Raw genomic sequence first — 23452 nt, 5'->3', positions numbered from 1 at the left:
GGCGAGGCGGCGCTCAAGCCGGCAGCAGGGGTTCGATGCGGCTGCGGGCGCTGCGCATCGCCGCCAGCGGCTCCGCCTGCCCCAGCATGGCGCGCTGCACCTCCTCCATGAAGATGTCCATCGACCGCCCCGCCTGTTCGAAGCCCGGCACGGTCAGCCGCGCATGTGGCAGGACGCGCTGCTCGATGGCCAGGAAGGGCGCCATCTCCCGCACCTTGGGATCGTCATAGGCGGAGCTGCGCACCGGGCCATTGCCGTTCACCGCGGCGCGGATGGTGCTGGCGCGGGACGAAACCTCCCGGATGAAGGACCAGGACAGACGCTTGTCGCGGGCATTGCGCGGGATCGCCATCGCCCAGACGGACGTCTTGGCCGGGGCGAGATCCGTGCTGCCGGCCATCGGGATCGGCGCCACCGCGATCTCCCCGGCGAAGCGCGACTGGCGCGCATCGTTGTAGTTGATGAAGCGGCCGAAGGGCTGGGTCGTCATCGCCGCCCGGCCCTGCTGCATGGCGGTGATGACCTCCTCCGTCTTGAAGGTCATCACGTTGCGCGGCAGCACCCCCCGGCGGAACCAATCGCGCAGCAGCGCCACGGCGCGCACGGCGGGCTCGGCATCGCCGACGAAGCGATAGTCCTGGGTGATGAAGTCGCCGCCATGGGCGCGGATGAGATCCATGGTGCCGGAGGGGTCGTCCATGGAATTGGCGAAGCCGGCGACGCGGGTTCCGTCGGCGCGTGCATGGGTCAGGCGGTCGGCGGCGGCGATGATCTCGGCGAAGGTGGTCGGTACCTCAACCCCCCGCTCCCGCAGCAGCGCCTTGTTGTAGAAGAAGCCGTGGGTGGCGTGGCGATAGGGGATGCCGGTCTGCTTGCCGCGGAAATTGTGCGAGCCGTACATGGTGGCCGCGATCTCATCCGCCGTTTCCAGCGGCTCGGCCTCCATGAAGGGGCGCAGATCCTCGAACAGCGGGGCGACGTGCGGGCCGGTGTAGCGGTCGAGCAGGAAGGCGACGTCGACGCCGCCCTGGGACAGTGCCGCCTCGCGATAGACGCGCTCATGCACCGCCTCGACGCCGAAGGTCAGCCATTCGGTCTCAACCCCCGCCTGCTGCTTCCAGGCAGCGCTGCTGTCGCCGCCGGCGGCCCCGGTCACGGCGCGCTGATGCACCGCATGGCTCATGATGACGAAGCGGCGTCCCTGCGCCAGGGCAGGTGCGGCAAGCATTGTCGCGGAGGCGCTGCCCAGAAGGGCCCGGCGGGTGATTTGCATATTTGTTATTTCCTCCCCCATGCATGTTGTCTCAGCCCGATGGCACGAGTCCGATGGGCTGGCGCTGGTAGATGTGCTGTCGCGCGGCGGCGATGTGCGCCTGCATTTCCGCGCGGGCCAAGGCCGCGTCACGGCGCCGGATCGCGTCCAGGATGTTGCGGTGCTCGGCGGCGATCAGCCGGGCGCGCGCGACCGGGTCGTCGATGCCGAAATTCCGGACCTCGACCGGGCCGAGGCCGATCAGGTTCGGCAGTTGCTCCAGCGTCGCCACGAAGAAGCCATTGCCGGAGGCGCGGGCGACGGCGCGGTGGAAGCGGAAATTGGTGTCCCGCACCAGCTCCGGCGCGCCGAGCGGTGCCAGCTCCTCCGCCTGCCGCAGCGCCGCCTCGATCTCGGCCAGGGTCTCCGGCGTATGGCGCAGCGCGGCGAGCTGGGCCGTCTCACCCTCCACCGCGATGCGGAATTCGTAGAAGCGCTCGACATCGGCGACCGTGGCGACGGCCGGGAAGCGCATCGCACCGGCATCCGGCCCGCGCAGCACGACACTGCCCGAGCCTTGCTGGGAGCTGACATAGCCCTGCTCCCGCAGGCGCGCGAGCGCGCCACGGACGATGGGGCGGCTGACGCCGAAGCGCCGGCACAGCTCGAACTCCGTCGGCAGCTTGCAGTCGCGCGGGAAATCCCCGCGATCGATCAGACGGCGCAGCTGTTCCTCCAGCCGCTCCGCCAGGGAAGGCTGGCGCGGTGCCGCAGGGGCTGACGGCGCGCCCGACATCAAACCGGGCGTTCCCCGCGCGTGGTCAGCCGATGCATGCGGCGGCGGCCCTGGCCCGTAAAAGCCTCGCGCCGATGCATGGTGCAGCGGTTGTCCCAGATCACCAGGTCGCCCACCCGCCAGCTTTGCGACCAGACCCGCGCCGGGTCATTGGCCGTGGCGAACAGCTCGTCACACAGCGCCTCGCTCTGCGCCAGGGGTAGGCCGGGGATATAGGCGCCGAAGCGGCGGCCCAGATACAGCGCCTTTCGGCCGGTCAGCGGATGGGTGCGGACGATGGGATGGATCGGCCCCGGCATCTCCCGCACATCATCTGTCTCGATATCCTTGTAGCCGGGGCGGCGGCCGCCCTGGGCGTTGTGGCTGGCCTGGTGCTTCATGCGCAGCCGGGCGATGCGCGCCTTGGTCTCCGGTGGCAGCACCTCATAGGCCGAGTACATATTGGCAAAGCTGGTATTGCCGCCGCTGGGCGGCACTTCCCGCGCCAACAACATTGTCAGCGCGGAGGGTGTGTCGGTGAAGGCGAGGTCGGTGTGCCAGTGCAGCTCCCCATCGCCATGCTCGCCGATCGGCTGCCCATCCTCCGTGACGTTGGAGATGATGGTCACGTAGCGCGCATTCTCGAGATAGACGGGGCGGGAGCGTGTGAAGTCCGGTGAGGGCAGCAGTTCCCCGAAGCGGGCGCCAAAGCGCTCGAAGGCCTCGTCATCGATGTTGGTGTCGCGGATGCGGATGACGAGGTGGTCGAGCAGCGCCTGGCGGACCGTCTCCATGGCCTCGTCGGTCAGCTTCGCGGGATCGAAGCCATGGATGTCTGCGCCGAGCGCGCCACCAGTCGGCACGGCCCGGATCCGGGCCGGGGCTTCGACCAAGGCTTCCTTGAGCATGGGATGCGTCCTCCGAACATATTTGTCAGGAAGCCTCGGAGGCGCATCCCAATTTGTCAAGGCAAATTTGTTACCCCCTCGATAGCGCAGTGCGGATCGCGGAGAGTGCCTGGTCGATCATCGGCGCAGTCACATCCAGATGCGTGCAGGCGCGCAGCCGCCCGCCGAGCAGGGACAGGGCCACGCCTTCCATCCGCACCCGCCGCACCAACTCCGTCGCCGCCACGCCGGTGCCGGGGATGGTGAAGAAGACCAGGTTGGTGTCGGGGTCCTGCACCTCCACCCCCTCCATCTGCGCCAGGCCGCGGGCGAGCGCCTTGGCATTGGCGTGATCCTCCGCCAGCCGGTCGACATTGTGGTCCAGCGCATAGAGGCAGCCGGCCGCGCAGACACCCGCCTGCCGCATCGCGCCGCCCAGCCGCTGCTTCCAGCGCCAGGCCTCGTCGATGAATTCGGAGGAGCCGCAGAGCACGGCGCCGAGGGGCGCGCCGAGGCCCTTGGTGAAGTCCAGCCAGACGCTGTCGAAGCCCGCCGCCATATCGGCCGGCGCGACGCCGGCGGCGACGCAGGCATTCATCAGCCGGGCGCCGTCCATATGGGTGGAAAGGCCCGCACCATGGGCAATGCCGGCGATCTCATCCAGCGTCGCCTTGGCCCAGACGGCGCCGCCGCCCGTATTCGCCGTCTGCTCCACCTCCACCAGCCGCTGCGTCGGCGTGTGGCGCGACTTGCCGCGCAGGGCGCCACGCAGCGCATCCGGCGTGTACATGCCGCGCGGACCCTTCAAGGGCAGGATCTGGACGCTGCCGAGCGCCGCATGGGCGCCGCCCTCGCTGGTCAGGATATGCGCCGTCTCATGCGCGATGATCTCCTCCCCCGGGCGGCAATGCACCAAAGTGGAGGCCACGTTGCACATGGTGCCGGAGGGCATGAACACCGCCGCCTCCTTGCCCATCAGCGCCGCCATGCGGTCGCACAGGGCATGCACGGTGGGGTCGTCACCATGCTGCTCGTCGCCGACCTCGGCCCGCATCATGGCGTCCAGCATCGCCGGGCTGGGCCTGGTCTGGGTGTCGGAATACAGGTTGATGCGGACGGGCGGCGCGCCGGCGGGCGGGCGTTCGGGGGCGTGGACCATGCGGCAAGGCTCCGGCGTTGTGCTGGCGCACTCCGCTATGCCCGGCCCGCAACGTCAAGCCGGGGTGGCGAGCCCGTGGCGCTGCCAGAGCGGCGCGATGGCCGGGCGCCGTGCCACCGCCTGGGCCAGCGCCTCGATTTTTGGGAGGTTGGCGGGTGTCCAGACCCGGCCCTCTGCCCAGCGCGACAGCACGGCGAGGTAGATGTCGGCCACCGTGAACTGGGTGCCGAGCAGGAAGGGCGCGGCCGGGTCGCCGGTCAGGCCGGCATGCGCCTCCACCACCCGCATCACGTCGCGCGCCATGGCCAGCGCGCCATCGCGCAGCGCCTGGTGCTGGTGGGGGCTGACGCCGAAGCGGGCTGGGTAATCCCAGCGGGTGATCTGCGGGTAGAACTCGCCCGCCAGCAGCGCCATCCAGCGCAGCGCCCGCGCCCGCCCGGGATCGCCCGGTGGCGGCAGAAGGCGTGGGTGGATATCGGCGAGCGTCACCAGGATCGCCAGGCTTTCGGTCATCACCGTGCCGTCCGGCAGGATCAGCGTCGGCAGCCGGCCCATGGGATTGATGGCGCGATAGTCGGCGCGAAGCTGGTGGTCGCCCTCCAGCGGCACCGCGCGCAATTCCACCGCAGCGCCGACCTCCGCCAGCGCCATCTCGACCGGGGCGGAGCCGGAGCCGGCATCGCCGTAGAGGATGTATCCCACGCCGCGCAGCCTGCCCCGATTCCCCGCGCCGTGGCAGACGCAAAGTCGTGAAACAGCGCGCAACGCCGGCGCCATCCGCCCATCGAGGGGCCGTGCTTCCCTCGCGCCCTCATGACATCGGGCGCTGGTAGATGAGCGGGTTGCAGGTGAGCATCGGGGACATCCTGGCGGATCAGCGGGAGGCGGCGGCGATACGTGCCGGCGCCTCGGCCAGCGACATCCGCCATGCCCGCGACAGCGGCTTCGACCCGCAGGATGTCATGACGATCCGCCAGGTCACCGCCGCCCGCGCCGTGCTGCTGATGTTTCGCTGCCCCAACCTGGCCGCGCGGTCGCTGCACGGGCTGCTGCCGGCGAAGACCGCGGTGACCACGGCGAAAAGCGGCACATCCGGCGCCGTGACCAGCCCCAGCGGCCTGCTGATGGTCTCCGACTACGACATCATGAGTTGCTGGCGGCAGGAGAATGCCGGCTTCCGCAAGATCCCCATCACCGCCACCACCCCTGGCGCGAAATACGGCGCCTGGCTGCCGGAGGCGCGCGAGCTGGTGCGGGAGCTGAATCGCAGCCTTGTGACGAAGATCCAGCATGGCGCGCAGGATGACTGGCTGGATGCCGAGCGCAATCGCGGCTTGAAGCCGGAGGACCTGTACCTGGCCTTCCGCCTCGGCGTGCCGGAGATGTTGGCCGGCCCGGCGGCGCTGGAACGCTTCTACCGGCAGGACATGCTGTTCTGGCCCTACCTGCCGAATGGCAGGCATTGCGGTCGGACGTCGTAAACCTTCAGGCGGAAGGCGCGGGCGTCGCGGCGGCCGGCGGTGGCGCCCGGCGGTACAGATTGGCGGCGCGGCGTTCGAAGGACCGCACCATCAGCCGCACCGCCTCGTTGAAGACGGTGCCGATGACGGCCTGCAGCAGGCGCGACTTGAACTCGAAATCGACGAAGAAATCCACCTCGGTCCCGTTGGCGACGGTGCGGAAGCGCCAATGGTTGTTGAGATAACGGAACGGACCGGTCAGGTAGCGCACATGCACATGATGCGGCCGTTCCAGCGTGACATTGCTGCGGAAGGTTTCGCGGAACATCTTGAAGCCGATGGTCAGATCCGCGACCAGCTCGTCCTCGGTGCGGGAGACGATGCGCGCGCCGACGCACCAGGGCAGGAACTCCGGATAGCGGCGCACATCCGCCACCATGTCGAACAACTGTTCCTGCGTGTAGGGCAGGACGCGCTTTTCCGCATGGGTGGGCATCAGGCGGCCTTCAGCTTGGCGGCGCGCGCATCCCGCAGCGCCGCGAAATCGCGATCTGCATGGTAGCTGGACCGGGTCAGCGGCGTGGCGGAGACCAGGAGAAAACCCTTGCCGCGCGCCGCCTGTCCATAATCGGCGAATTCATCCGGCGTCACGAAACGGTCCACCGCCGCATGCTTCACCGAAGGCTGCAGGTACTGGCCAATGGTCAAAAAATCGACCTCGGCGCTGCGCAGGTCGTCCATCACCTGAAGCACCTCGATCCGCTTCTCCCCCAGCCCGACCATGATGCCGGACTTGGTGAAGATGGAGGGGTCGCGCTGCTTCACCCGGTCGAGCAGCCGCAGCGAATGGTAGTAGCGCGCGCCGGGGCGAATGGTGGGGTACAGCGCCGGCACGGTTTCCAGATTGTGGTTGAACACATCGGGACGCGCATCGATCACCACCTCCAGCGCCCCGTCCTTGCGCAGGAAGTCGGGGGTGAGGATCTCGATGGTGGTTTCGGGCGCCGCGGCGCGGATGGCGCGGATGGTCTGGGCAAAATGCTCCGCCCCGCCATCGGCCAGGTCGTCGCGGTCCACGCTGGTGATGACGACGTGGCGCAGGCCGAGCTTGGCCACCGCATCGGCCACCCGGCGCGGCTCGTCCGTATCCAGCGCCTTCGGCATGCCGGTGATGACGTTGCAGAAGGAACAGGCGCGGGTGCAGGTGTCGCCCATGATCATCATGGTGGCGTGGCGCTGCGACCAGCACTCCCCGATATTCGGGCAGGCCGCCTCCTCACACACCGTGACCAGCCCATTGGCGCGCATCAGCGCATGGGTTTCCCGGTAGATCGGGCTGGTCGGCGCCTTCACCCGGATCCAGTCCGGCTTCCGCTGGATCGGGTTGTCCGGGCGCTTCGCCTTTTCCGGATGCCTTTCGGCGCCGGTCTTCGCCACCGCCGCCGAGGTCTCGGCGGCGTTGCGGGCGTGGTTGATTTCGACGCGAATGGCCATGGCCTAGATGTGGATCACCCGGCCATAGGCATCAAGCACCGACTCATGCATGGTCTCGGAAACCGTCGGATGCGGGAAGACGGTGTGCATCAGCTCGGCCTCAGTGGATTCCAGGGTGCGGGCGATGCCGTAGCCCTGGATCATCTCCGTGACTTCCGGCCCGACCATATGGGCGCCCAGCAATTCGCCGGTCTTGGCGTCGAACACCGTCTTCACCAGGCCCTCCGGCTCCCCCATTGCGATGGCCTTGCCGTTGCCGATGAAGGGGAAGCGGCCGACGCGGACCTCATGGCCGAGCTCCTTGGCCTTCTTCTCCGTCAGGCCGACGCTGGCGACCTGCGGGCGGCAATAGGTGCAGCCGGGGATGTTCAGCACATCCATGGCATGCGGGTGCTTGCCGGCGATGGCCTCGACGCAGATCACCGCCTCATGGCTCGCCTTATGGGCCAGCCAGGGGGCGCCGGTGAGGTCGCCGATGGCATAGACGCCCGGTTCGCCGGTATTGCCGAAGGCGTCGGTGACAATGTGGGTGCGGTCCACCTTCACCTTGGTGCCTTCCAGGCCGAGGTCTTCCACATTGCCGACGATGCCGACGGCGGAGATCATGCGGCCCGCGGTGATTTCCTGCACCTTGCCGCCGGCTTCCACGATGGCGGTGATGCTGTCCGCGCCCTTGCGCACGCCCTGCACGCGGGCGCCGGTGATGATCTGCATCTTCTGCTTGGCAAAAGCCTTGTGGACGAAGGCGGAGATTTCCTCGTCCTCCACCGGCAGGATGCGGTCCATCACCTCGATCAGCGTGACCTCGGCGCCCATGTTCAGGTAGAAGCTGGCGAATTCGGAGCCGATGGCGCCGGAGCCCATGACGATAAGCTTCTTCGGCAGAGCGGCCGGGGTCATCGCTTCCCGGTAGGACCAGATCAGCTTGCCGTCCGGCTCCATCCCCGGCAGGACGCGCGCCCGCGCGCCGGTCGCCAGCAGGATGTGTTTCGCGGCAAGCTCTGCCACCGGCTTGCCGTCCTTGGTGACCGAAAGCTTGCCCGGGCCGGCCAGCTTTCCGTGGCCGTCAAAAACGGAAACCTTGTTCTTCTTCATCAGGTGCTTCACGCCACCCGAGAGCTGCCCCGCCACCTGCCGGCTACGCTTCACCACCTTCGCAAAATCGAAGCGGATGTTGTCGGCGGCGAAGCCATAGGCATCCAGGGTATGGAGCAAATGATTGATTTCGCTGGCGCGCAGCAGGGCCTTGGTAGGGATGCAGCCCCAGTTGAGGCAGATTCCGCCCAGGTTCTCACGCTCCACCAGCGCGACCTTCATGCCGAGCTGGCTGGCGCGGATGGCGCCGACATAGCCACCAGGGCCGCCGCCGACGACGACGAGATCGAAAGTCTCGGCCATTTCAGGAGTCTCCTGCCAGGGCACGCAGAGCGTCACCCGAGAGGCGCCGTATGCGCCATTCATCGCGGCTTTCCGAGCCGATGCGGTCATAGAACTTGATGGCCGGCGCGTTCCAGTCGAGCACCTGCCATTCCATCCGCGTGCAGTTTTCCGCCACCGCGCGCTGCGCCAGACGCCGGAAGAAGGCGCCGCCGACGCCGAGGCCGCGGTGTTCCGGCTCGACATAGATGTCTTCGAGATAGATGCCGGGGCGGCCGGTGAACGTCGAGAAATTGTAGAACCAGATCGCCTGGCCGATGGCGCGGCCCTCGCGCTCTGCCAGGATGCAGAAGACGCGGGGCGTGGGGCCGAACAGGGCCTCGCGGAAATCGGCCTCCGTCCCCACCGCCTCGTGCAGCAGTTTTTCGTACTCGGCGAGGTCGCGGACCAAGCGGAGGATTTCCGGAAGATCCGCCACGGTCGCGTCGCGCAGGGTGAAACCGCTGGTCACATGCAGCCTTTCAGCAAAGGGCGAAAGCCCTCTCCCCCCATTGGGTGGAGAGGGCTTCTCCCGGAACCCGCTAAAGCATCAGGCTCAGCGGTTCCTCGACGATCTTCTTGAAGGTGGCGATCCATTCCGCCGCCAACGCGCCGTCCACCACGCGGTGATCGACGGACAGCGTGCAGGTCATCACCGTGGCAATCGCCAGCGCCCCATCCTTCACCACCGGCCGCTGCTGCCCGGCGGAGACGGCGAGGATGCCGGCCTGCGGCGGGTTGATGATCGCGGAGAAGTCGCTGACGCCGTACATCCCCATGTTGGAGATGGAGAAGCCGCCGCCCTGGAACTCCTCCGGCTTCAATTTTCCGGACTTGGCCCGCGCCGCCAGATCCTTCATCTGGTTGCTGATCGAGGCCAGGCCCGCCTGGTCCGCCTTTCGGATGATCGGCGTGATCAGCCCATCCGGGATGCTGACGGCCACCGAGATATCGACGTCGTGGTACTGGAGGATCGCCTCCTCGGTCCAGGTCGCATTGACCTGCGGCAGGCGCCGCAGCGCGACCGCGGCGGCCTTGATGACCAGGTCGTTCACGGAAAGCTTGAAGGCGCCCGGGCCATCCTTGGGCGAGGTCGCATTCAGCTGCGAGCGCAGCTTCAGCAGCGCATCGATCTCGATATCCATGGTGACGTAGAAATGCGGCACCGTCTGCTTCGATTCCGACAGCCGCCGCGCGATCACCTTGCGGATGCTGCTGTTCGGAATGGCCGTGTGCGGCGCCGTGATGGCGGGCGCCGGGGTCTTGGGCGCCGGGGCGGCGGCAGGTGCAGGAGCCGGCGCGGCAGCCTGTGCCGGCGCGGGCTTGCCGGCCTGCGGCTTGGCCAGCGCGGCCTCCACATCCGTCTTCACGATGCGCCCATTCGGCCCGGTACCGCTGATGGCCCCGAGGTCCAGCCCGGCCTGGGCCGCCATGCGACGCGCCAGGGGCGAAGCGATGGTGCGGTCGCCGGATTCGGCGGTCTTCGGGGCTTCCGCCTTCGGTGCGGCGGCTGGCTCCGTCTTCGGCGTCTCCGGCGCGGGCGCTGACTTGGCGGGCTCTGCCTTCGGAGCCTCGGCCTTCGGCGCCGGCGCCGCATCGGCGGATTCACCCGGCTCCACCAGCACGGCGATCGGGTCGTTGACCTTCACGCCGGCGGTGCCGCCCTGCACCAGGATCTTGCCCAGCACGCCCTCATCCACGGCTTCCACTTCCATGGTCGCCTTGTCGGTCTCGATTTCGGCGATGATGTCGCCGGCCTTGACCGTGTCGCCCTCGTTCTTCAGCCAGCGCGCCAGCGTGCCCTCGGTCATGGTGGGGGACAGCGCCGGCATCAGGATGTTCGTGGCCATGAGCTGCCTCCCTTACTTGTAGGTCACGCGCTTGGCGGCCTCGATCACCTGTTCGAGGCGCGGCAGGGCCAGCTTCTCCAGGTTCGCGGCATAGGGCATCGGGATATCAAGGCCATGCACGCGCACCGGCGGCGCATCCAGGTCGTCGAAGCAGTTCTCCAGGATCTGCATGGCGACCTCCGCCCCGATGCCGGCATAGGGCCAGCCTTCCTCGAGCGTGACCAGCCGGTTGGTCTTCTTCACCGACTTCACGACCGTCTCGATGTCCAGCGGCCGAAGCGTGCGCAGGTTGATGACCTCCGCGCTGATGCCCTGCGCGGCGAGTTCCTCCGCCGCCTGCATCGCCATGCCGACCATGATGGAGAAGGCCACCAGGGTCACATCGGTGCCCTCGCGCTCCACCTTCGCCTTGCCGATCGGCAGGATGAAATCCTCATCCACCGGGCAGTCGAAGGTCTGGCCGTAGAGGATCTCGTTCTCGAGGAAGATGATCGGGTTCGGATCGCGGATCGCGGCCCGCAGCAGGCCCTTGGCATCCGCCGCCGACCAGGGGGCGATCACCTTCAGGCCCGGCAGATGCGCGTACCAGCTGGCATAGCATTGGCTGTGCTGGGCCGCGACGCGGCTGGCCGCGCCGTTCGGGCCGCGGAAGACAATGGGGCAGCCGAGCTGGCCGCCCGACATGTACAGCGTCTTCGCCGCCGAATTCACGATGTGGTCGATCGCCTGCATCGAGAAGTTGAAGGTCATGAACTCGACGATGGGCTTGAGGCCCGTCATCGCCGCGCCCACCGCCATGCCGGTGAAGCCGTGTTCCGTGATCGGCATGTCGATCACGCGCTTCGGGCCGAACTCGTCCAACAACCCCTGGCTGATCTTGTAGGCGCCCTGGTACTGGCCGACTTCCTCGCCCATCAGGAACACGTCCTTGTCGGCGCGCATCTCCGCCGCCATGGCGTCGCGCAGCGCCTCGCGCACCGTCATCGGCCGGGTCGCGCCCCAGTCCTTCTCCGGCGCGGCGGCGGCCTGGGCCGGCACCGAGGCGGCGGCGGGCTTCGCCGTCTCCATCTTTTCCGTCTTGGCGGGCTCAGCCTTGGGCGCCTCGGCCTTCGGGGCTTCCGCCTTGGGGGCCGCCACGCTGCCGTCATCCAGCTCCGCGATCGGGGTGTTCACCGAAACACCCTCGGTGCCCTCGGGCACCAGGATCTTGCTCAGCGTGCCCTCATCGACGGCTTCCACTTCCATGGTCGCCTTGTCGGTCTCGATCTCGGCGATCACGTCGCCGGCCTTCACCGCATCGCCTTCCGCCTTGAGCCAGCGGGCCAGCTTGCCCTCCGTCATGGTGGGGCTGAGGGCGGGCATCAGAATTTGCGTCATCTCAGCGGGACTCCACCAGGACGTCCGTCCACAATTCGCTCTCATCCGGCTCCGGCGAGGTCTGCGCGAATTCCGCGCTGTCCTGCACGATGGCCTTCACCTCGTCGTCGATCACCTTCAGCGCGGCCTCGCTGGTGTCGAAGACCTCCAGCAGCATCTTGCGCGCGGTCTCGATGCAGTCGTTCTGCTCGCGCATCTTCTGCACCTCCTCCCGCGTCCGGTACTTGGCCGGGTCGGACATGGAGTGGCCGCGGTAGCGGTAGGTCTTCATCTCCAGCAGATAGGGGCCGTTGCCGGCGCGGCAGTGGGCGATGGCGCGCTCGCCCGCCTCCTTCACCGCGACCACATCCATGCCGTTGACCTGCTCCCCGGGGATGCCCCAGGGCGCGCCGTTCTTCGACAGGTCGCGGGACGCGCTAGCGCGCTCCACGCTGGTGCCCATGCCGTATTTGTTGTTCTCGATAACGAAGACGCAGGGCAGCTTGAACAGGGCGGCCAGGTTCATGCTCTCATAGACCTGCCCCTGGTTCGACGCGCCTTCGCCGAAATAGGCCAGCGCGACCGCACCGTCATTGCGGTACCAGTTGGCGAAGGCGAGGCCGGCGCCGAGCGACACCTGCGCGCCGACGATGCCATGGCCGCCATAGAAGCCCTTCTCGCGGGAGAACATGTGCATGCTCCCGCCCTTGCCCTTGGAATAGCCGCCGATGCGGCCGGTCAGCTCCGCCATCACGCCGCGGGCCTCCATGCCGGTGGCCAGCATATGGCCGTGGTCGCGGTAGGAGGTGATGACCTGGTCGCCCGGCTTCAGGCCGAGCTGCATGCCGACCACCACCGCTTCCTGCCCGATATACAGGTGGCAGAAGCCGCCGATCAGGCCCATGCCGTAGAGCTGGCCGGCCTTCTCCTCGAAGCGTCGGATCAGCAGCATGTCGCGATAGGCGCGGGTCAGCTCGTCCTTGCTGATGGAAGGCTGGTTGGCCCCCTTGGAGGCCCCCTTGCCGCGGGCAGATCGGGTGGCGGCTTCGGCCATGCGGTGTCCTCCTCAGAGCTTCCCTCCACCGCATCTACGCGCGCGGCGTGCCCCGTGCAAGCAGGTCTTTCGCGGGGAAGATGTTGATTGTGCAGCGCAATATAGAGATTAACTGAATTGCGGTTAACTGACTTTTGGCCCGGTTTTCGTCATTGCGGCGCAACCGCCGGATGGCGCCCGAATCGTGCCCGGGGCACCCCGGGTCCCGCAAGATTCCGGAACAAGGCCCCGCATGTCCCCGCCCGACCGTCTAAAACTGCCACTGATTTTCGCCGCCCTGCATGGAGCGGACCAGTTGGCGCTCGCCGCCCTGCCGCTGATCGCGACCTTGTCCCTGGGCGCCGGGCCCGGCCTGACGGGCGCCCTGGTGGCAGCCCAGGGCATGGCCTGGCTGCTGGTGGCCCTGCCCGCCGGCGTGCTGGCGGACCGCATGGACCGCCGGCGCCTGCTGGCCGCCGGCGGGTTGCTGGCGGCGCTGGGCTTCGGCCTCGCGCTGCCGCTGGCGGGGCAGCCGGTGTTGCTCGGACTGGCCGGCTTCCTCGGCGCGAGCGGGGTGGTGGCGGCCGCACTGGCCAGCTTTGCCCTTTTGCCTTCCCTGGTCGAACGCCCAGCCTTGCCGGCGGCCAACGCACGGCTGGAACTGGGCCGGGCGCTGGCGACACTGGCGGCGGCGCCCATTGCAGGCATCCTCGCCACACGGGGCCTGCCACAGGCCGGGCTTGGCCTTGCGGCCCTGGCCGGGCTGGTGGCGGCGCTGCTGGCCTGGCGGCTGCCGGCGCCCACCGCCCTGCCCCGCGCCACCCAGCCGGGCCTTGGCGCGGCGGTGGCGGAGGGTGCGCGCTTCGTCCTGGCGCAACCCCTTCTGCGCGCCATTGCCCTGGCCGCCATTGCCTGGAATGCCGGCTTCTTCGCACTGATGGCTGTTGCCGTGCCGCTGGCCCTGGGGCCATTGGGCCTCGATGCCGCCACGGCCGGCCTGGCGCTCGGCGCCTATGGCGCGGGGCTGGTGCTGGGCGCATTGGCCGCACCGAGGATCAGCACGATGCTGCCGCTCGGGCAGGTGCTGCTGTCAGGGCCGGGCCTGTCGGTGCTGGGCATGGCCGCCCTGCTGCTGGCGCCGGGTTTCGTCACGCTTGCCCTTTGCATGGGGCTGCTCGGCTTCGGGCCGATGCTGTGGCAGGTGGCGCAGACCAGCCTGCGGCAGGCGGTGACGCCGATGGCGCTGCTCGGGCGGGTCGGCGCGGTGATGCAGGTGGCGGTGTTCGGGGTGCGCCCCCTGGGGGCGCTGATCGGTGGCGGTATCGCCACCGGCTTCGGCCTGCCAGCGGCGCTGTGGCTGGCCATGCTCGGCTTCGGCCTGTCCCTGCTGGCCGTCGCCCTCAGCCCGCTGGCGCCGCTGCGCGCCCTGCCCAGCCTCGATCAGATGCGGGGCCTCGATCAGAACAGGCGGCGCTCGGCCTCATAGGGCACCACGATCTCGTCCTTGCCGACGAGGTTCAGCGTCTGCCGCGCCCGCTCATCCAGCTGGTCGCGGTCCAGGCGGTCGCCGCGCAGGCCGGCGACGCGGCGCTCCGCCGCCTCCAGCTCCACCATCACCCGGTCACGTTCCAGGCGCGCCTCCTGCAGGCGCTCCAGACGATGGTCGCGGGCGATCAGCCCACGCTCCCCATGCACCGCATGCCAGATGAAATAGCCGCTGGTGGCCAGGAATACGGAGGGCAGGACAGCCGCCCGCAGCCTCCGCATCAGCCAAGCCCCAAAACCCCCCCGCCGTACTGGCGGCAGATACATATCCGACACGCTCGCGAGCCCCCCGGCCGACGCCCCCATAAGACAGGGGCCCGCCCCCGCCTGTCCAGCGGATTCGAGCCCCTGCAACAACTTAACGCTCAATTAGCGGCGCAGCACGCTCCGCCCGGCATAACGAGCCGCCGAGCCCAGATCCTGCTCGATGCGGATCAGCTGGTTGTACTTGGCCGTGCGGTCGGAACGGGAAAGCGAGCCGGTTTTGATCTGCCCGCAATTGGTGGCGACGGCGAGGTCGGCGATGGTCGCATCCTCGGTCTCGCCGGAGCGGTGGCTCATCACCGCCTTGAAGCCGGCGCGATGCGCCATCTCCACCGCCTCCAGCGTCTCGGTCAGCGTGCCGATCTGGTTGACCTTCACCAGGATGGCATTTCCCGTATTCGTCTCGATGCCACGGCGAAGCCGCTCGGTGTTGGTGACGAAAAGATCGTCGCCGACCAGGTTCACCTTGCCGCCGAGCCGGTCGGTCAGCAGCTTCCAGCCCTCCCAGTCATCCTCGGACATGCCGTCCTCGATCGAGACGATCGGGAACTTCTTCGTCAGGGCTTCCAGGTAGTCCACCATCTGGCCGGAATCGAAGGTCTTGCCCTCGCCTTCCATCACGTAGCGGCCATCCTTGTAGAACTCGGTGGCGGCGCTATCCAGGGCGAACAGGATATCCTCGCCCACCCGGTGGCCGGCCTTCTCGCAGGCCTTGCTGATGAAGCCCAGCGCTTCCTCGGCGCTGCCGATATTCGGCGCGAAGCCGCCCTCATCGCCCACATTGGTGTTGTGGCCCGCATCGTGCAGCTGCTTCTTGAGTTGCGCGAAGACCTCCGAGCCGATCCGCACCGCATCGGCGATCGTGCCGGCGGCGACCGGCATGATCATGAATTCCTGGATGTCGATCGGATTGTCCGCGTGCTGGCCGCCATTGATGATGTTCATCATCGGGACCGGCAGGGTGCGGGCGAAGACGCCGCCGACATAGCGATACAGCGGCATGTCGAGATCGGCCGCCGCGGCCTTCGCCGTGGCCAGCGACACCGCCAGGATGGCATTGGCGCCGAGGCGGGACTTGTTCGGCGTGCCGTCCAGCTCGATCATCGTCTCGTCGATCTTGACCTGCTCGGCGGCGTCCATGCCGCCGATGGCGTCGAAGATCTCGCCTTCCACATGGGCGCAGGCCTTCTGCACGCCCTTGCCGCCGAAGCGGGCCTTGTCCCCGTCCCGCAGCTCCACCGCCTCATGCGCGCCGGTGGAGGCACCGGAGGGCACGATGGCCCGGCCGATGGCGCCGGAGTCCAGCACCACCTCCGCCTCCACCGTCGGGTTGCCCCGGCTGTCGAGGACCTCACGGGCGATGATATCGGCGATGGCGGCCATGGGCGGGGCTCCGGATCGGGGGAGAATTCCCGGTCGCGCTTAAAGGTCCGGCGCCAGATCGGCAAGCCGCCCCAGGCGACTTGCCCCTTTGGCAGCAACTCCGCGACGCGGCGCCATGCGGGGGGGGGTTGTGACGTTACCGTGGCCGCCGCGTATCCCACACCGCCGCGAAGCCGCGCCGCAGTGGCATGCCCTGGCGGTCGCAGGGCTCCACCCGACCACAGGGCACGGCGACAGCGCGGGTCAGCAGCGAGTCCTTCGTCCGGCTGTAGCCCGCGAGCTTGAGGTCCAGCGCGCCGCAGGGGTGCACCTTTGTGACCAGCCCCCAATCCCCGGCGCGGGCCGTATTCACGGACCCACCCTCGTCCCGCACCAGGCGCACCAGGTCGCCCGGTTCGAACAGATAGGATTCGACGCCTGAAACACCCGTCAATGTGCGCATGGCGGGCATTGCACCCCAAAAGGGTGACGAAATCCTTGACGGCAGGCGTAACGTTGCCGTCAACCCTTGCCGCGACCGCCACCCAGCAACAGCGTGATGCCCAGCCCGACGGCCAGCGCCAGCGGCACGGCCAGCGAGCCGAACAGGAAGCCTGCCGCCGCCGTCCCCACCAGGGTGACGGCCATGCCGATGCCGAAGCGCCGCAGCCTCGCCTGCTGGTCCATCAGACCAGCCGCGCCTGCCGCACCGCGGCGGCGATGAATCCCTTGAACAGGGGATGCGGTTCGAAGGGCTTGGACTTCAGCTCAGGATGGAACTGCACGCCGATGAACCAGGGATGGTCCGGGATCTCGACGATCTCCGGCAGCGAGCCGTCCGGGGACATGCCGGCGAAGCGCATGCCCACCTCCTCCAGCCGCTCGCGATAGCCGACATTCACCTCGAATCGGTGGCGATGGCGTTCGGTGACCTCGGCCGCGCCGTCATAGACACCCCGCACAAGGGAGCCCTCGGCGAGCTTCGCGACATAGGAGCCCAGCCGCATGGTGCCGCCCAGGTCGCCACCGGCCGTCCGGGTCTCCACCTGGTTGCCACGGGTCCATTCAGTCAGCAGCCCGACGACCGGCTCCGCGCAGGTGCCGAATTCGGTGGAGGAAGCGCCCTTGAGGCCGACCAGATTCCGCGCCGCCTCGATCACCGCCATCTGCATGCCGAAGCAGATGCCAAAGAAGGGAATCTTGCGGGTGCGGGCGAAGCGCACAGCCTCGATCTTGCCGGAGGAACCGCGTTCGCCGAAGCCGCCCGGCACCAGGATGCCGTGCACACCTTCAAGCTGCTTGACGGCTTCCTCGTCGCCCGCCTCGAAGACCTGGCTGTCCACCCAGTTCAGCTTGACCTTCACATTGTTGGCGATGCCGCCATGCGCCAGCGCCTCGGCCAGCGACTTATAGCTGTCGAGCAGGTTGGTATACTTGCCGACCACCGCGATGGTCACCTCGCCCTCCGGCGCGCGGATCGACTGGACGATCTTCTCCCAGCGCCGCATGTCGGGCTCGCCGTAGAAGGAGAGGTTGAAGTGCCGCAGCACTTCGCGGTCCAGGCCCTCGGCATGGTAGCTGATCGGCACGGAATAGATGCTGTCGGCGTCATAGGCCGGGATCACCGATTCCGGGCGCACATTGCAGAACAGCGCGATCTTACGGCGCTCGCTTTCCGGGATCTGGCGGTCGCAGCGGCAGAGCAGGATCTGGGGCTGGATGCCGACACCCAGCAGTTCCTTGACGCTGTGCTGCGTCGGCTTGGTCTTCAGCTCCCCGGCCGAGGAGATGTAGGGCACCAGGGTCAGGTGGATGAACAGGCTGCGGGTCGGGCCGAGCTCATTGGCGAGCTGGCGGATAGCCTCCAGGAAGGGCAGCGATTCGATGTCGCCCACGGTGCCGCCGACCTCGACGAGGACGAAGTCGTAGCCATCCGTCTCGGCCTGGATCACCGCCTTGATCTTGTCGGTGATGTGCGGAATGACCTGCACGGTCCCGCCCAGATAGTCGCCGCGGCGTTCGGCCGCGATCACGTCCGAATAGATCCGGCCCGTGGTCCAGTTGTCGAGCTTGGAGGCGTGGACCCCGGTGAACCGCTCGTAATGGCCCAGGTCGAGGTCGGTTTCCGCCCCGTCATCGGTCACATAGACCTCGCCATGCTGATACGGGGACATCGTGCCCGGATCGACATTGAGGTAGGGGTCGAGCTTGCGAAGGCGCACCTTGTAGCCGCGCGCCTGGAGAAGGGCGCCCAGCGATGCCGCTGCGATGCCCTTGCCGAGGGATGAAACCACGCCGCCGGTGACGAATACGAACCGCGTCATGGACGCCCCTCATAGCGAAGCCGGGCGGGTCTGGGAACCCGTCCGGCGTGTTGGAACCGATTGTGGCAGGCATGCTCCCTGCGCGGGTGTCGCGCGGGGATGGAAACTCAGTTGTTGGGCACCGTCGGCGCGACCGGAGCCACCGGGGTGGCCGGTGCGGCGGCGCCCGGCGGGCTGCCCGCCGGCATGTCGAGGATGGAGCCGCGCGGCGCCTGGCCCTTGCCGAGCATGGCCAGCACCAGCGCCAGCGCCATGAAGATGGTGCCGAGCACCGCGGTGGTCCGCGTCAGCAGGTTGGCGGTGCCGCGGCCGGACATGAAGCCGCCCATGCCCTGGGACGTCCCGATGCCCAGGCCGCCACCCTCGCTGCGCTGCACGAGAATGACCCCGATCAGCGCCAGGGTGACAAGCAGGAAAAAGACGAGGAGGAGATTGGTCATGGCGGGCGCCTTCTAGCGGGTCTGGCCGGTCATGACCAGCGTCGCCGTTACGCCTCCCTGCCGGCTGGTCGCGCCGAGAGTCAGGCTTCGCGGCGAAGCAGGTTTAGGTGCGGAGCGGGGCGGCCTCTCCGCCGATCCGGCTCAGCCCATAAATAGCAATATATGCGGCGGCGGCGGGCGCGCCCCGCCGGCCACCTGGTCCAATTCGGCGTCGCTGATGGGCCGGGGCTGGAAATCCGCCTCCGTCAGCTCATAGCCGCGGCTGCGCGCCCAGCCGGCGAGCCGGGCTGGGGCAGGGTTGACGCCAAGTTCGGCGAGCAGACCCTGCCGGGCCTCGGCCGTCGCGTGATCGGCCATGAAACGCGCGAATTCAGTGGAGGTGGACATGGGCTGCCTGTCCCGTCTGGGGCGATGATTCTAGGCTAGGCGTAGCCCAGCAGCCAGAAATTTCAGATCGACTTCGATTTGGACCCCCCCCCCTCGCCTATTCCGCTGCCGCGGCGATGGCCAGGAAATCCGCCGCGACCAGGCTGGCGCCGCCGACCAGCCCGCCATCGACATTCGCCAAAGCCAGGATCGCCTTCGCATTGCCCGGCTTCATCGAGCCGCCATAGAGAATATGCGTGCCCTGCCCCGCCGCGCCGAATCGCGCCACCAGGCTGTCGCGGATGGTGGCGTGGATGGCGGCGATGTCGGCCTCGGTCGGGGTGCGGCCGGTGCCGATGGCCCAGACCGGCTCATAGGCGATGATGCCGGCGAAATCGTCCGGTAGCGACTCGGCGAGCTGCCGGCGCACCACGGCCTCCGCCTCCCCCGCCAGGCGCTGCGCCTCCGTCTCGCCGACGCAGACCACCGGCACCAGACCTGCGGCCAGCGCAGCCTTCACCTTGGCCTGGACCACGGCATCGGTCTCACCATGGTCGGCGCGGCGTTCGGAATGGCCCAAGATCACATGGGTGGCGCCGATGTCCCGCAGCATGGCGGCGGAGGTGTCGCCGGTATGCGCGCCCTTGGCCGCCGCATGGCAATCCTGCGCGCCCAAGGCCACCGTCCGCCCCGCCATCGCGGCCAGGGCCGGGATATGAACGAAAGGCGGGCAGATCAGCAGGTCCGCCGGCAGACCGGCAGCCCCGGCCTGCACCGCCTCGGCCAGCGCCACCGCCTCCCGCAACGTGCCATGCATCTTCCAGTTGCCGGCGATGAGGGGGCGGATTCCGGGGGTCACGGGCATCTCCTTGAGCGTTGACTTCGCCTACCAACCTCGTGCCGGGCTGGCAACCGGCGGCATTTCCGGCTACCGGGACGGCATGATCACCTGGTTCCGCAAGCTCACCCAGACCTGGTTCGCCAAGGTCCTCTTCCTCCTGCTGGTCCTTTCCTTCGCCATCTGGGGGATCGAGGACACCGTGCGCGATTTCGGCCGGGAAACCGCCGTCGTCAGCATGGAGGGCGGCGATATCGAGGTGCCCGAGGCCCAGATGGCCGCGCGCCGCGAATTGCAGCGGGTGCAGGCCCAGCTCGGCCAGGGCTTCGAGGCGGAGGAGCCGCTGCGCCGCGCCATCGCCATGCAGGCGGTCGAACAATTGATCGCGGAGCGCGCCCAGCGGGCGGAGGCCACGCGGCTCGGCCTGTCCACGCCGGATGAGGCGGTGCAGGCCTATATCTTCGCCATCCCGAATTTCCAGACCGCCGGCCAGTATGACCGGCTCGTGCTCGACCAGTTCCTGCGCCAGAACGACATGACGGAGGCGCAGTTCCTGCGCATTGTCCGCGACGACCTGGAGCGAATCCAGCTTTCCGGCGCCGTCCGCGCCGGCGCGCCCGCGCCGGACGTCCTGGCCCGTGCCCTGGTGCGCTACGAACAGGAACGCCGCATCGCCCAGGTGGTGGAACTGCCTTTGCTGGATGCGCCGGAGCCGGAACCGCCGACCGAGGCGGCGCTGCAACGCTTCCACGCCAACAACCCGGAACGCTTCTCCACCCCCGCCCTGCGGGAAGTGACCCTCGCCGTGCTGACGGCCGACAACCTCGCCGATCAGATCGAGATCTCCGACGCCGACCTCGCCGCCGCCTATGAGCAACGCCGGGGCCAGTATGAGACGGCGGAGCGGCGCGACCTGCAGCAGGCGCTGCTGCCGGACCAGGCGACGGCCCAGCGCATTGCCGGGATGTGGCGCGCCAACCCCGATTTCGCCGCGATCGAGCAGGCGGCGACCGCGGCCGGTGGCGCGGCGCTGTCGCTCGGCAATGTGCCGCGCGCCGACCTGCCGCTGCCGGAACTGGCCGAGGCCGCCTTCGGCGCAGCGCAGGGCGCCGTGACCGACCCCGTGCAATCGCCCTTCGGCTGGCATGTGATGCGGGTGGCGGCTGTCACCCCGGGCCGCACCTCGACGCTGGAGGAGGTGCGCGACCGCCTGCGCCAGGATGTGGCGCTGGAACGCGCCGGCGACCTGGCCTTCGAACGCGCCAACCGGGTGGAGGATGCGATTGCCGGCGGCGCGCCGCTGGAACAGGCCGCCCGCGAATTCGGCCTGACGGTTGCCACCCTGAGCCTGGATGCCGAGGGCCGCGACGCGGAGGGCCTGCCCGCCGTGCTGCCGGTGCCCGTCGCCGCGCGGGCGGAGGCGCTGCGCGCCATCTTCGCCGCCGACCAGGGCGCCGCCCCCCGCCTGCAGGAATTCCGCGAGGCGCAGGGCTTCATGGGCATCGAGATCCGCGCCGTGAACGCGCCGGCGCTGAGGCCCTTCGAACAGGTGGAGGCGGATGTGCGCCTCGCCTGGACCAATGACGCGAAGCGCCGGGCGCAGGAGGCGCGGGCCGCCGGCCTGCTCGCCGCCGTGCGCGGCGGCCAGACGCTGGAAGCGGCCGCCAGCGCCGCCGGCCTGACGAGCACCCGCATGGGCCCCTTCGGCCGCCAGCCGGAACCGGGCGCGCCGGGCCTGACCGTGCCGCGCGAATTGCTGTCGGTGCTGTTCGGCATCGCGGTGAATGAGCCGACCATGGCACCCACCGCCGCCGGCTTCGCCGTGGCGCAACTGCTGGAAGTGGTCTCGACCGACCCGGCCGCGGATCAGGCCGCGCTCGACAATGCCCGCCGCAGCGCGCAGCAGCAGATGGCCGATGACCTGAACGCCGCCTATGTGGCGGCGCTGCGCAACCGCGCCGCGCCGCGGATCAGCCCGACCCTGCTGCAACAGGTTGTGCCATGAGCGCCATGTCCAGCTTCGCCAGCTTCGCGGAAGGCCTCGCCGCCGGCCAGGGCCAGGTGGTGTTCCGGGAGCGCGTCGCCGATCTGGACACGCCGGTCGGCGCCTATCTCCGCCTCGTCCAGGGGCGCCACAACGCCTTCCTGCTGGAATCGGTGGAAGGCGGCGCGGCGCGCGGGCGCTTTTCCGCCCTCGGCATGGAGCCCGACCTGGTCTGGCGCTGCCGCGACGGCCGCGCGGAGATCAACCGCCACGCCTTGTCGGCCCCGCATGCCTTCGTGGCCGATCCGGCGCCACCGCTCGACAGCCTGCGGACCCTGGTCCAGGCGACGCGCATGCCGATGCCGGCCGGGCTGCCCTCCATCGCGGCCGGGCTGTTCGGCTATCTCGGCTACGACATGGTCCGGCACATGGAACGCCTGCCGGATGCCAATCCGGATGTGCTCGGCATTCCGGAGGCGGTGATGATCCGCCCCACCCTGGTCGCCGTCTTCGACCATGTGCGGGATACGCTGACCCTGGTGACGCCGGTCTGGCCCGAAGCCGGCCAGGACCCGAAATCGGCCTGGGACCTGGCACAGGCGCGGCTGGATGAGGCCGAGGCGGCGCTCGACCGCCCCCTGCCCCGCCCGGCGCCCGCCGCCAGCCTGCCGGTGCCGCCCGCGCCGACCTCCAACTTCACCAAGGAGGCCTACAAGGCCGCCGTGCTGCGGGCGAAGGACTACATCACCGCCGGCGACGTCTTCCAGGTGGTGCCCGCCCAGCGCTTCACCGCGCCCTTCGGCCTGCCGCCCTTTTCGCTGTATCGCGCGCTGCGCCGGCTAAACCCGGCGCCCTACCTGTTCTTCCTCGACCTGCAGGGCCTCTCTCTGGTCGGTGCCTCCCCGGAAATCCTGGTCAGCGTGAAGCATGGCGAGGTCAAGCTGCGGCCGCTCGCCGGCACCCGTCCCCGGGGCGCGACGCCGGAGGAGGACAAGCGGCTGGAGGCAGAGCTGCTGGCCGATCCGAAGGAACTGGCCGAGCACCTGATGCTGATCGATCTCGGCCGCAACGATGTCGGCCGCGTGGCGGAGATCGGCTCCGTCCGGGTCACCCAGAAATTCCAGGTCGAGCGCTATTCCCAGGTCATGCACATCATGTCCGAGGTGGTGGGCCGTCTGCGCCCGGGGCTGGATGCGCTGGACGCACTCACCGCCGGCTTCCCGGCCGGCACGCTGTCGGGCGCGCCGAAGGTCCGGGCGATGCAGATCATCGAGGAGCTGGAACCCTCCCGCCGCGGTGCCTATGCGGGCGGCGTCGGCTATTTCGGCGCCGATGGCGACATGGACATCTGCATCGCGCTGCGCACCGCCCTGGTGAAGGACGGGCTGATGCATGTGCAGGCCGGCGCCGGCGTGGTGGCGGACAGCGACCCGGAAGCCGAGTACCAGGAGACCCACCAGAAGGCGCGCGCCCTGTTCCGCGCGGCGGAGGAAGCGGTGCGCTTCGCGGCGCAGCGGCGCTGACGTCCGGCGCCACGGCCGGCTGAGGGCGGTTTGCCCTTCACCTGGACGCGGGCCATAGCTGGGCGATGCAAGCGACCTCCTTCGGACCCCGCCGTCCCTTCCTGTCCGTGGCTGCGCGGCTCCC

24 protein-coding genes are annotated in these 23452 nt (G+C 68.9%); 4 read left to right on the top strand and 20 right to left on the bottom strand.

The window, feature by feature from the left end; genetic code table 11:
• Positions 1 to 13: 13 nt before the first annotated feature.
• The 5 genes from JJQ90_RS24450 to JJQ90_RS24430 form a co-directional block, all read right to left on the bottom strand.
• The gene (locus JJQ90_RS24450) at positions 14 to 1273 is read right to left on the bottom strand and encodes an ABC transporter substrate-binding protein (RefSeq protein WP_216878912.1); all 1260 of its coding nucleotides are present in this window, start codon (positions 1271 to 1273) and stop codon (positions 14 to 16) included.
• A gap of 31 nt (positions 1274 to 1304) precedes the next feature.
• Positions 1305 to 2048 carry a FadR/GntR family transcriptional regulator gene (locus tag JJQ90_RS24445; protein WP_216878911.1) on the bottom strand — a complete coding sequence of 248 codons (744 nt, stop codon included), beginning with the start codon at positions 2046 to 2048 and terminating at the stop codon, positions 1305 to 1307.
• Positions 2048 to 2935: a TauD/TfdA dioxygenase family protein gene (locus JJQ90_RS24440; RefSeq protein WP_216878910.1), complete on the bottom strand. Its 888-nt coding sequence runs from the start codon at positions 2933 to 2935 to the stop codon at positions 2048 to 2050. Before JJQ90_RS24440 ends, JJQ90_RS24445 begins: the two co-directional genes overlap by 1 nt.
• Positions 2936 to 3005: 70 nt before the next feature.
• On the bottom strand, positions 3006 to 4073 hold the full coding sequence (locus JJQ90_RS24435; protein ID WP_216878909.1) for a threonine aldolase family protein: 1068 nt from the start codon (positions 4071 to 4073) through the stop codon (positions 3006 to 3008).
• Between the two features lie 54 nt (positions 4074 to 4127).
• Positions 4128 to 4775, bottom strand: a complete 648-nt coding sequence (locus tag JJQ90_RS24430; protein WP_329959514.1) for a glutathione S-transferase family protein — start codon at positions 4773 to 4775, stop codon at positions 4128 to 4130.
• 146 nt (positions 4776 to 4921) lie between these two features.
• Here JJQ90_RS24430 and JJQ90_RS24425 point away from each other — a divergent pair, with 146 nt between their 5' ends.
• A complete protein-coding gene (locus JJQ90_RS24425) occupies positions 4922 to 5554 on the top strand; it encodes a hypothetical protein (protein ID WP_216878907.1) in 633 nt (210 codons plus the stop codon).
• A 4-nt stretch (positions 5555 to 5558) separates the two neighbouring features.
• Here the strand turns inward: JJQ90_RS24425 and JJQ90_RS24420 are convergent, their stop codons facing one another.
• The 7 genes from JJQ90_RS24420 to pdhA form a co-directional block, all read right to left on the bottom strand.
• The gene (locus tag JJQ90_RS24420; protein WP_216878906.1) at positions 5559 to 6029 is read right to left on the bottom strand and encodes a type II toxin-antitoxin system RatA family toxin; all 471 of its coding nucleotides are present in this window, start codon (positions 6027 to 6029) and stop codon (positions 5559 to 5561) included.
• Positions 6029 to 7021 carry a lipoyl synthase gene (lipA, locus tag JJQ90_RS24415; RefSeq protein WP_377100098.1) on the bottom strand — a complete coding sequence of 331 codons (993 nt, stop codon included), beginning with the start codon at positions 7019 to 7021 and terminating at the stop codon, positions 6029 to 6031. The genes JJQ90_RS24420 and lipA overlap by 1 nt, the downstream gene beginning before the upstream one ends.
• Before the next feature lie 9 nt (positions 7022 to 7030).
• Positions 7031 to 8425 carry a dihydrolipoyl dehydrogenase gene (gene lpdA, locus JJQ90_RS24410; protein ID WP_216878904.1) on the bottom strand — a complete coding sequence of 465 codons (1395 nt, stop codon included), beginning with the start codon at positions 8423 to 8425 and terminating at the stop codon, positions 7031 to 7033.
• 1 nt (position 8426) lies between these two features.
• Positions 8427 to 8915, bottom strand: coding sequence for a GNAT family N-acetyltransferase (locus tag JJQ90_RS24405; RefSeq protein WP_329959513.1), 489 nt, complete (start codon positions 8913 to 8915; stop codon positions 8427 to 8429).
• Positions 8916 to 8985: 70 nt separating this feature from the next.
• Positions 8986 to 10293, bottom strand: coding sequence for a pyruvate dehydrogenase complex dihydrolipoamide acetyltransferase (locus JJQ90_RS24400; RefSeq protein WP_216878903.1), 1308 nt, complete (start codon positions 10291 to 10293; stop codon positions 8986 to 8988).
• A gap of 12 nt (positions 10294 to 10305) precedes the next feature.
• Complete coding sequence (locus JJQ90_RS24395; protein WP_216878902.1) at positions 10306 to 11670, bottom strand: pyruvate dehydrogenase complex E1 component subunit beta; 1365 nt, start codon at positions 11668 to 11670, stop codon at positions 10306 to 10308.
• A gap of 1 nt (position 11671) precedes the next feature.
• Positions 11672 to 12703 carry a pyruvate dehydrogenase (acetyl-transferring) E1 component subunit alpha gene (gene pdhA / locus JJQ90_RS24390; protein WP_216878901.1) on the bottom strand — a complete coding sequence of 344 codons (1032 nt, stop codon included), beginning with the start codon at positions 12701 to 12703 and terminating at the stop codon, positions 11672 to 11674.
• Positions 12704 to 12935: 232 nt separating this feature from the next.
• On the opposite strand from pdhA, the gene JJQ90_RS24385 reads away from it, so the two are divergent.
• A complete protein-coding gene (locus JJQ90_RS24385) occupies positions 12936 to 14168 on the top strand; it encodes an MFS transporter (protein WP_216878900.1) in 1233 nt (410 codons plus the stop codon).
• Here JJQ90_RS24385 and JJQ90_RS24380 read toward each other — a convergent pair.
• From JJQ90_RS24380 to tpiA, 8 genes are all read right to left on the bottom strand, one after another.
• Entirely contained in the window at positions 14141 to 14449 is a 309-nt protein-coding gene (locus JJQ90_RS24380; protein ID WP_216878899.1) for an FtsB family cell division protein, read from the bottom strand. The two genes, JJQ90_RS24385 and JJQ90_RS24380, sit on opposite strands and share 28 nt — an antisense overlap.
• 147 nt (positions 14450 to 14596) lie before the next feature.
• Positions 14597 to 15874 (bottom strand): phosphopyruvate hydratase, encoded by a 1278-nt coding sequence (gene eno / locus JJQ90_RS24375; protein ID WP_216878898.1) that lies wholly within the window; start codon positions 15872 to 15874, stop codon positions 14597 to 14599.
• Positions 15875 to 16010: 136 nt separating this feature from the next.
• Positions 16011 to 16316: a hypothetical protein gene (locus JJQ90_RS24370; protein ID WP_216878897.1), complete on the bottom strand. Its 306-nt coding sequence runs from the start codon at positions 16314 to 16316 to the stop codon at positions 16011 to 16013.
• A 59-nt stretch (positions 16317 to 16375) separates the two neighbouring features.
• Positions 16376 to 16540 (bottom strand): hypothetical protein, encoded by a 165-nt coding sequence (locus JJQ90_RS24365; protein WP_216878896.1) that lies wholly within the window; start codon positions 16538 to 16540, stop codon positions 16376 to 16378.
• Positions 16540 to 18177, bottom strand: a complete 1638-nt coding sequence (locus JJQ90_RS24360; RefSeq protein WP_216878895.1) for a CTP synthase — start codon at positions 18175 to 18177, stop codon at positions 16540 to 16542. The genes JJQ90_RS24365 and JJQ90_RS24360 overlap by 1 nt, the downstream gene beginning before the upstream one ends.
• Positions 18178 to 18284: 107 nt before the next feature.
• A complete protein-coding gene (gene secG, locus JJQ90_RS24355) occupies positions 18285 to 18617 on the bottom strand; it encodes a preprotein translocase subunit SecG (RefSeq protein ID WP_216878894.1) in 333 nt (110 codons plus the stop codon).
• A gap of 141 nt (positions 18618 to 18758) precedes the next feature.
• Complete coding sequence (locus tag JJQ90_RS24350; protein ID WP_216878893.1) at positions 18759 to 19004, bottom strand: hypothetical protein; 246 nt, start codon at positions 19002 to 19004, stop codon at positions 18759 to 18761.
• Positions 19005 to 19101: 97 nt separating this feature from the next.
• Positions 19102 to 19830: a triose-phosphate isomerase gene (gene tpiA, locus JJQ90_RS24345; RefSeq protein WP_216878993.1), complete on the bottom strand. Its 729-nt coding sequence runs from the start codon at positions 19828 to 19830 to the stop codon at positions 19102 to 19104.
• Between the two features lie 22 nt (positions 19831 to 19852).
• Between tpiA and JJQ90_RS24340 the strand changes: the two genes are divergently transcribed.
• Together JJQ90_RS24340 and trpE are read left to right on the top strand one after the other, a co-directional pair.
• Positions 19853 to 21826, top strand: coding sequence for a peptidylprolyl isomerase (locus tag JJQ90_RS24340; protein WP_216878892.1), 1974 nt, complete (start codon positions 19853 to 19855; stop codon positions 21824 to 21826).
• Positions 21823 to 23328: an anthranilate synthase component I gene (gene trpE, locus JJQ90_RS24335; RefSeq protein ID WP_216878891.1), complete on the top strand. Its 1506-nt coding sequence runs from the start codon at positions 21823 to 21825 to the stop codon at positions 23326 to 23328. The genes JJQ90_RS24340 and trpE overlap by 4 nt, the downstream gene beginning before the upstream one ends.
• Positions 23329 to 23452 lie beyond the last annotated feature (124 nt).

The sequence above is a fragment of the Falsiroseomonas oleicola genome (genome assembly GCF_019029495.1).
Classification (GTDB): domain Bacteria; phylum Pseudomonadota; class Alphaproteobacteria; order Acetobacterales; family Acetobacteraceae; genus Falsiroseomonas; species Falsiroseomonas oleicola.
Note: the sequence above shows the minus strand (reverse complement) of the source record. Positions and strands in the feature narration are given on the sequence as shown.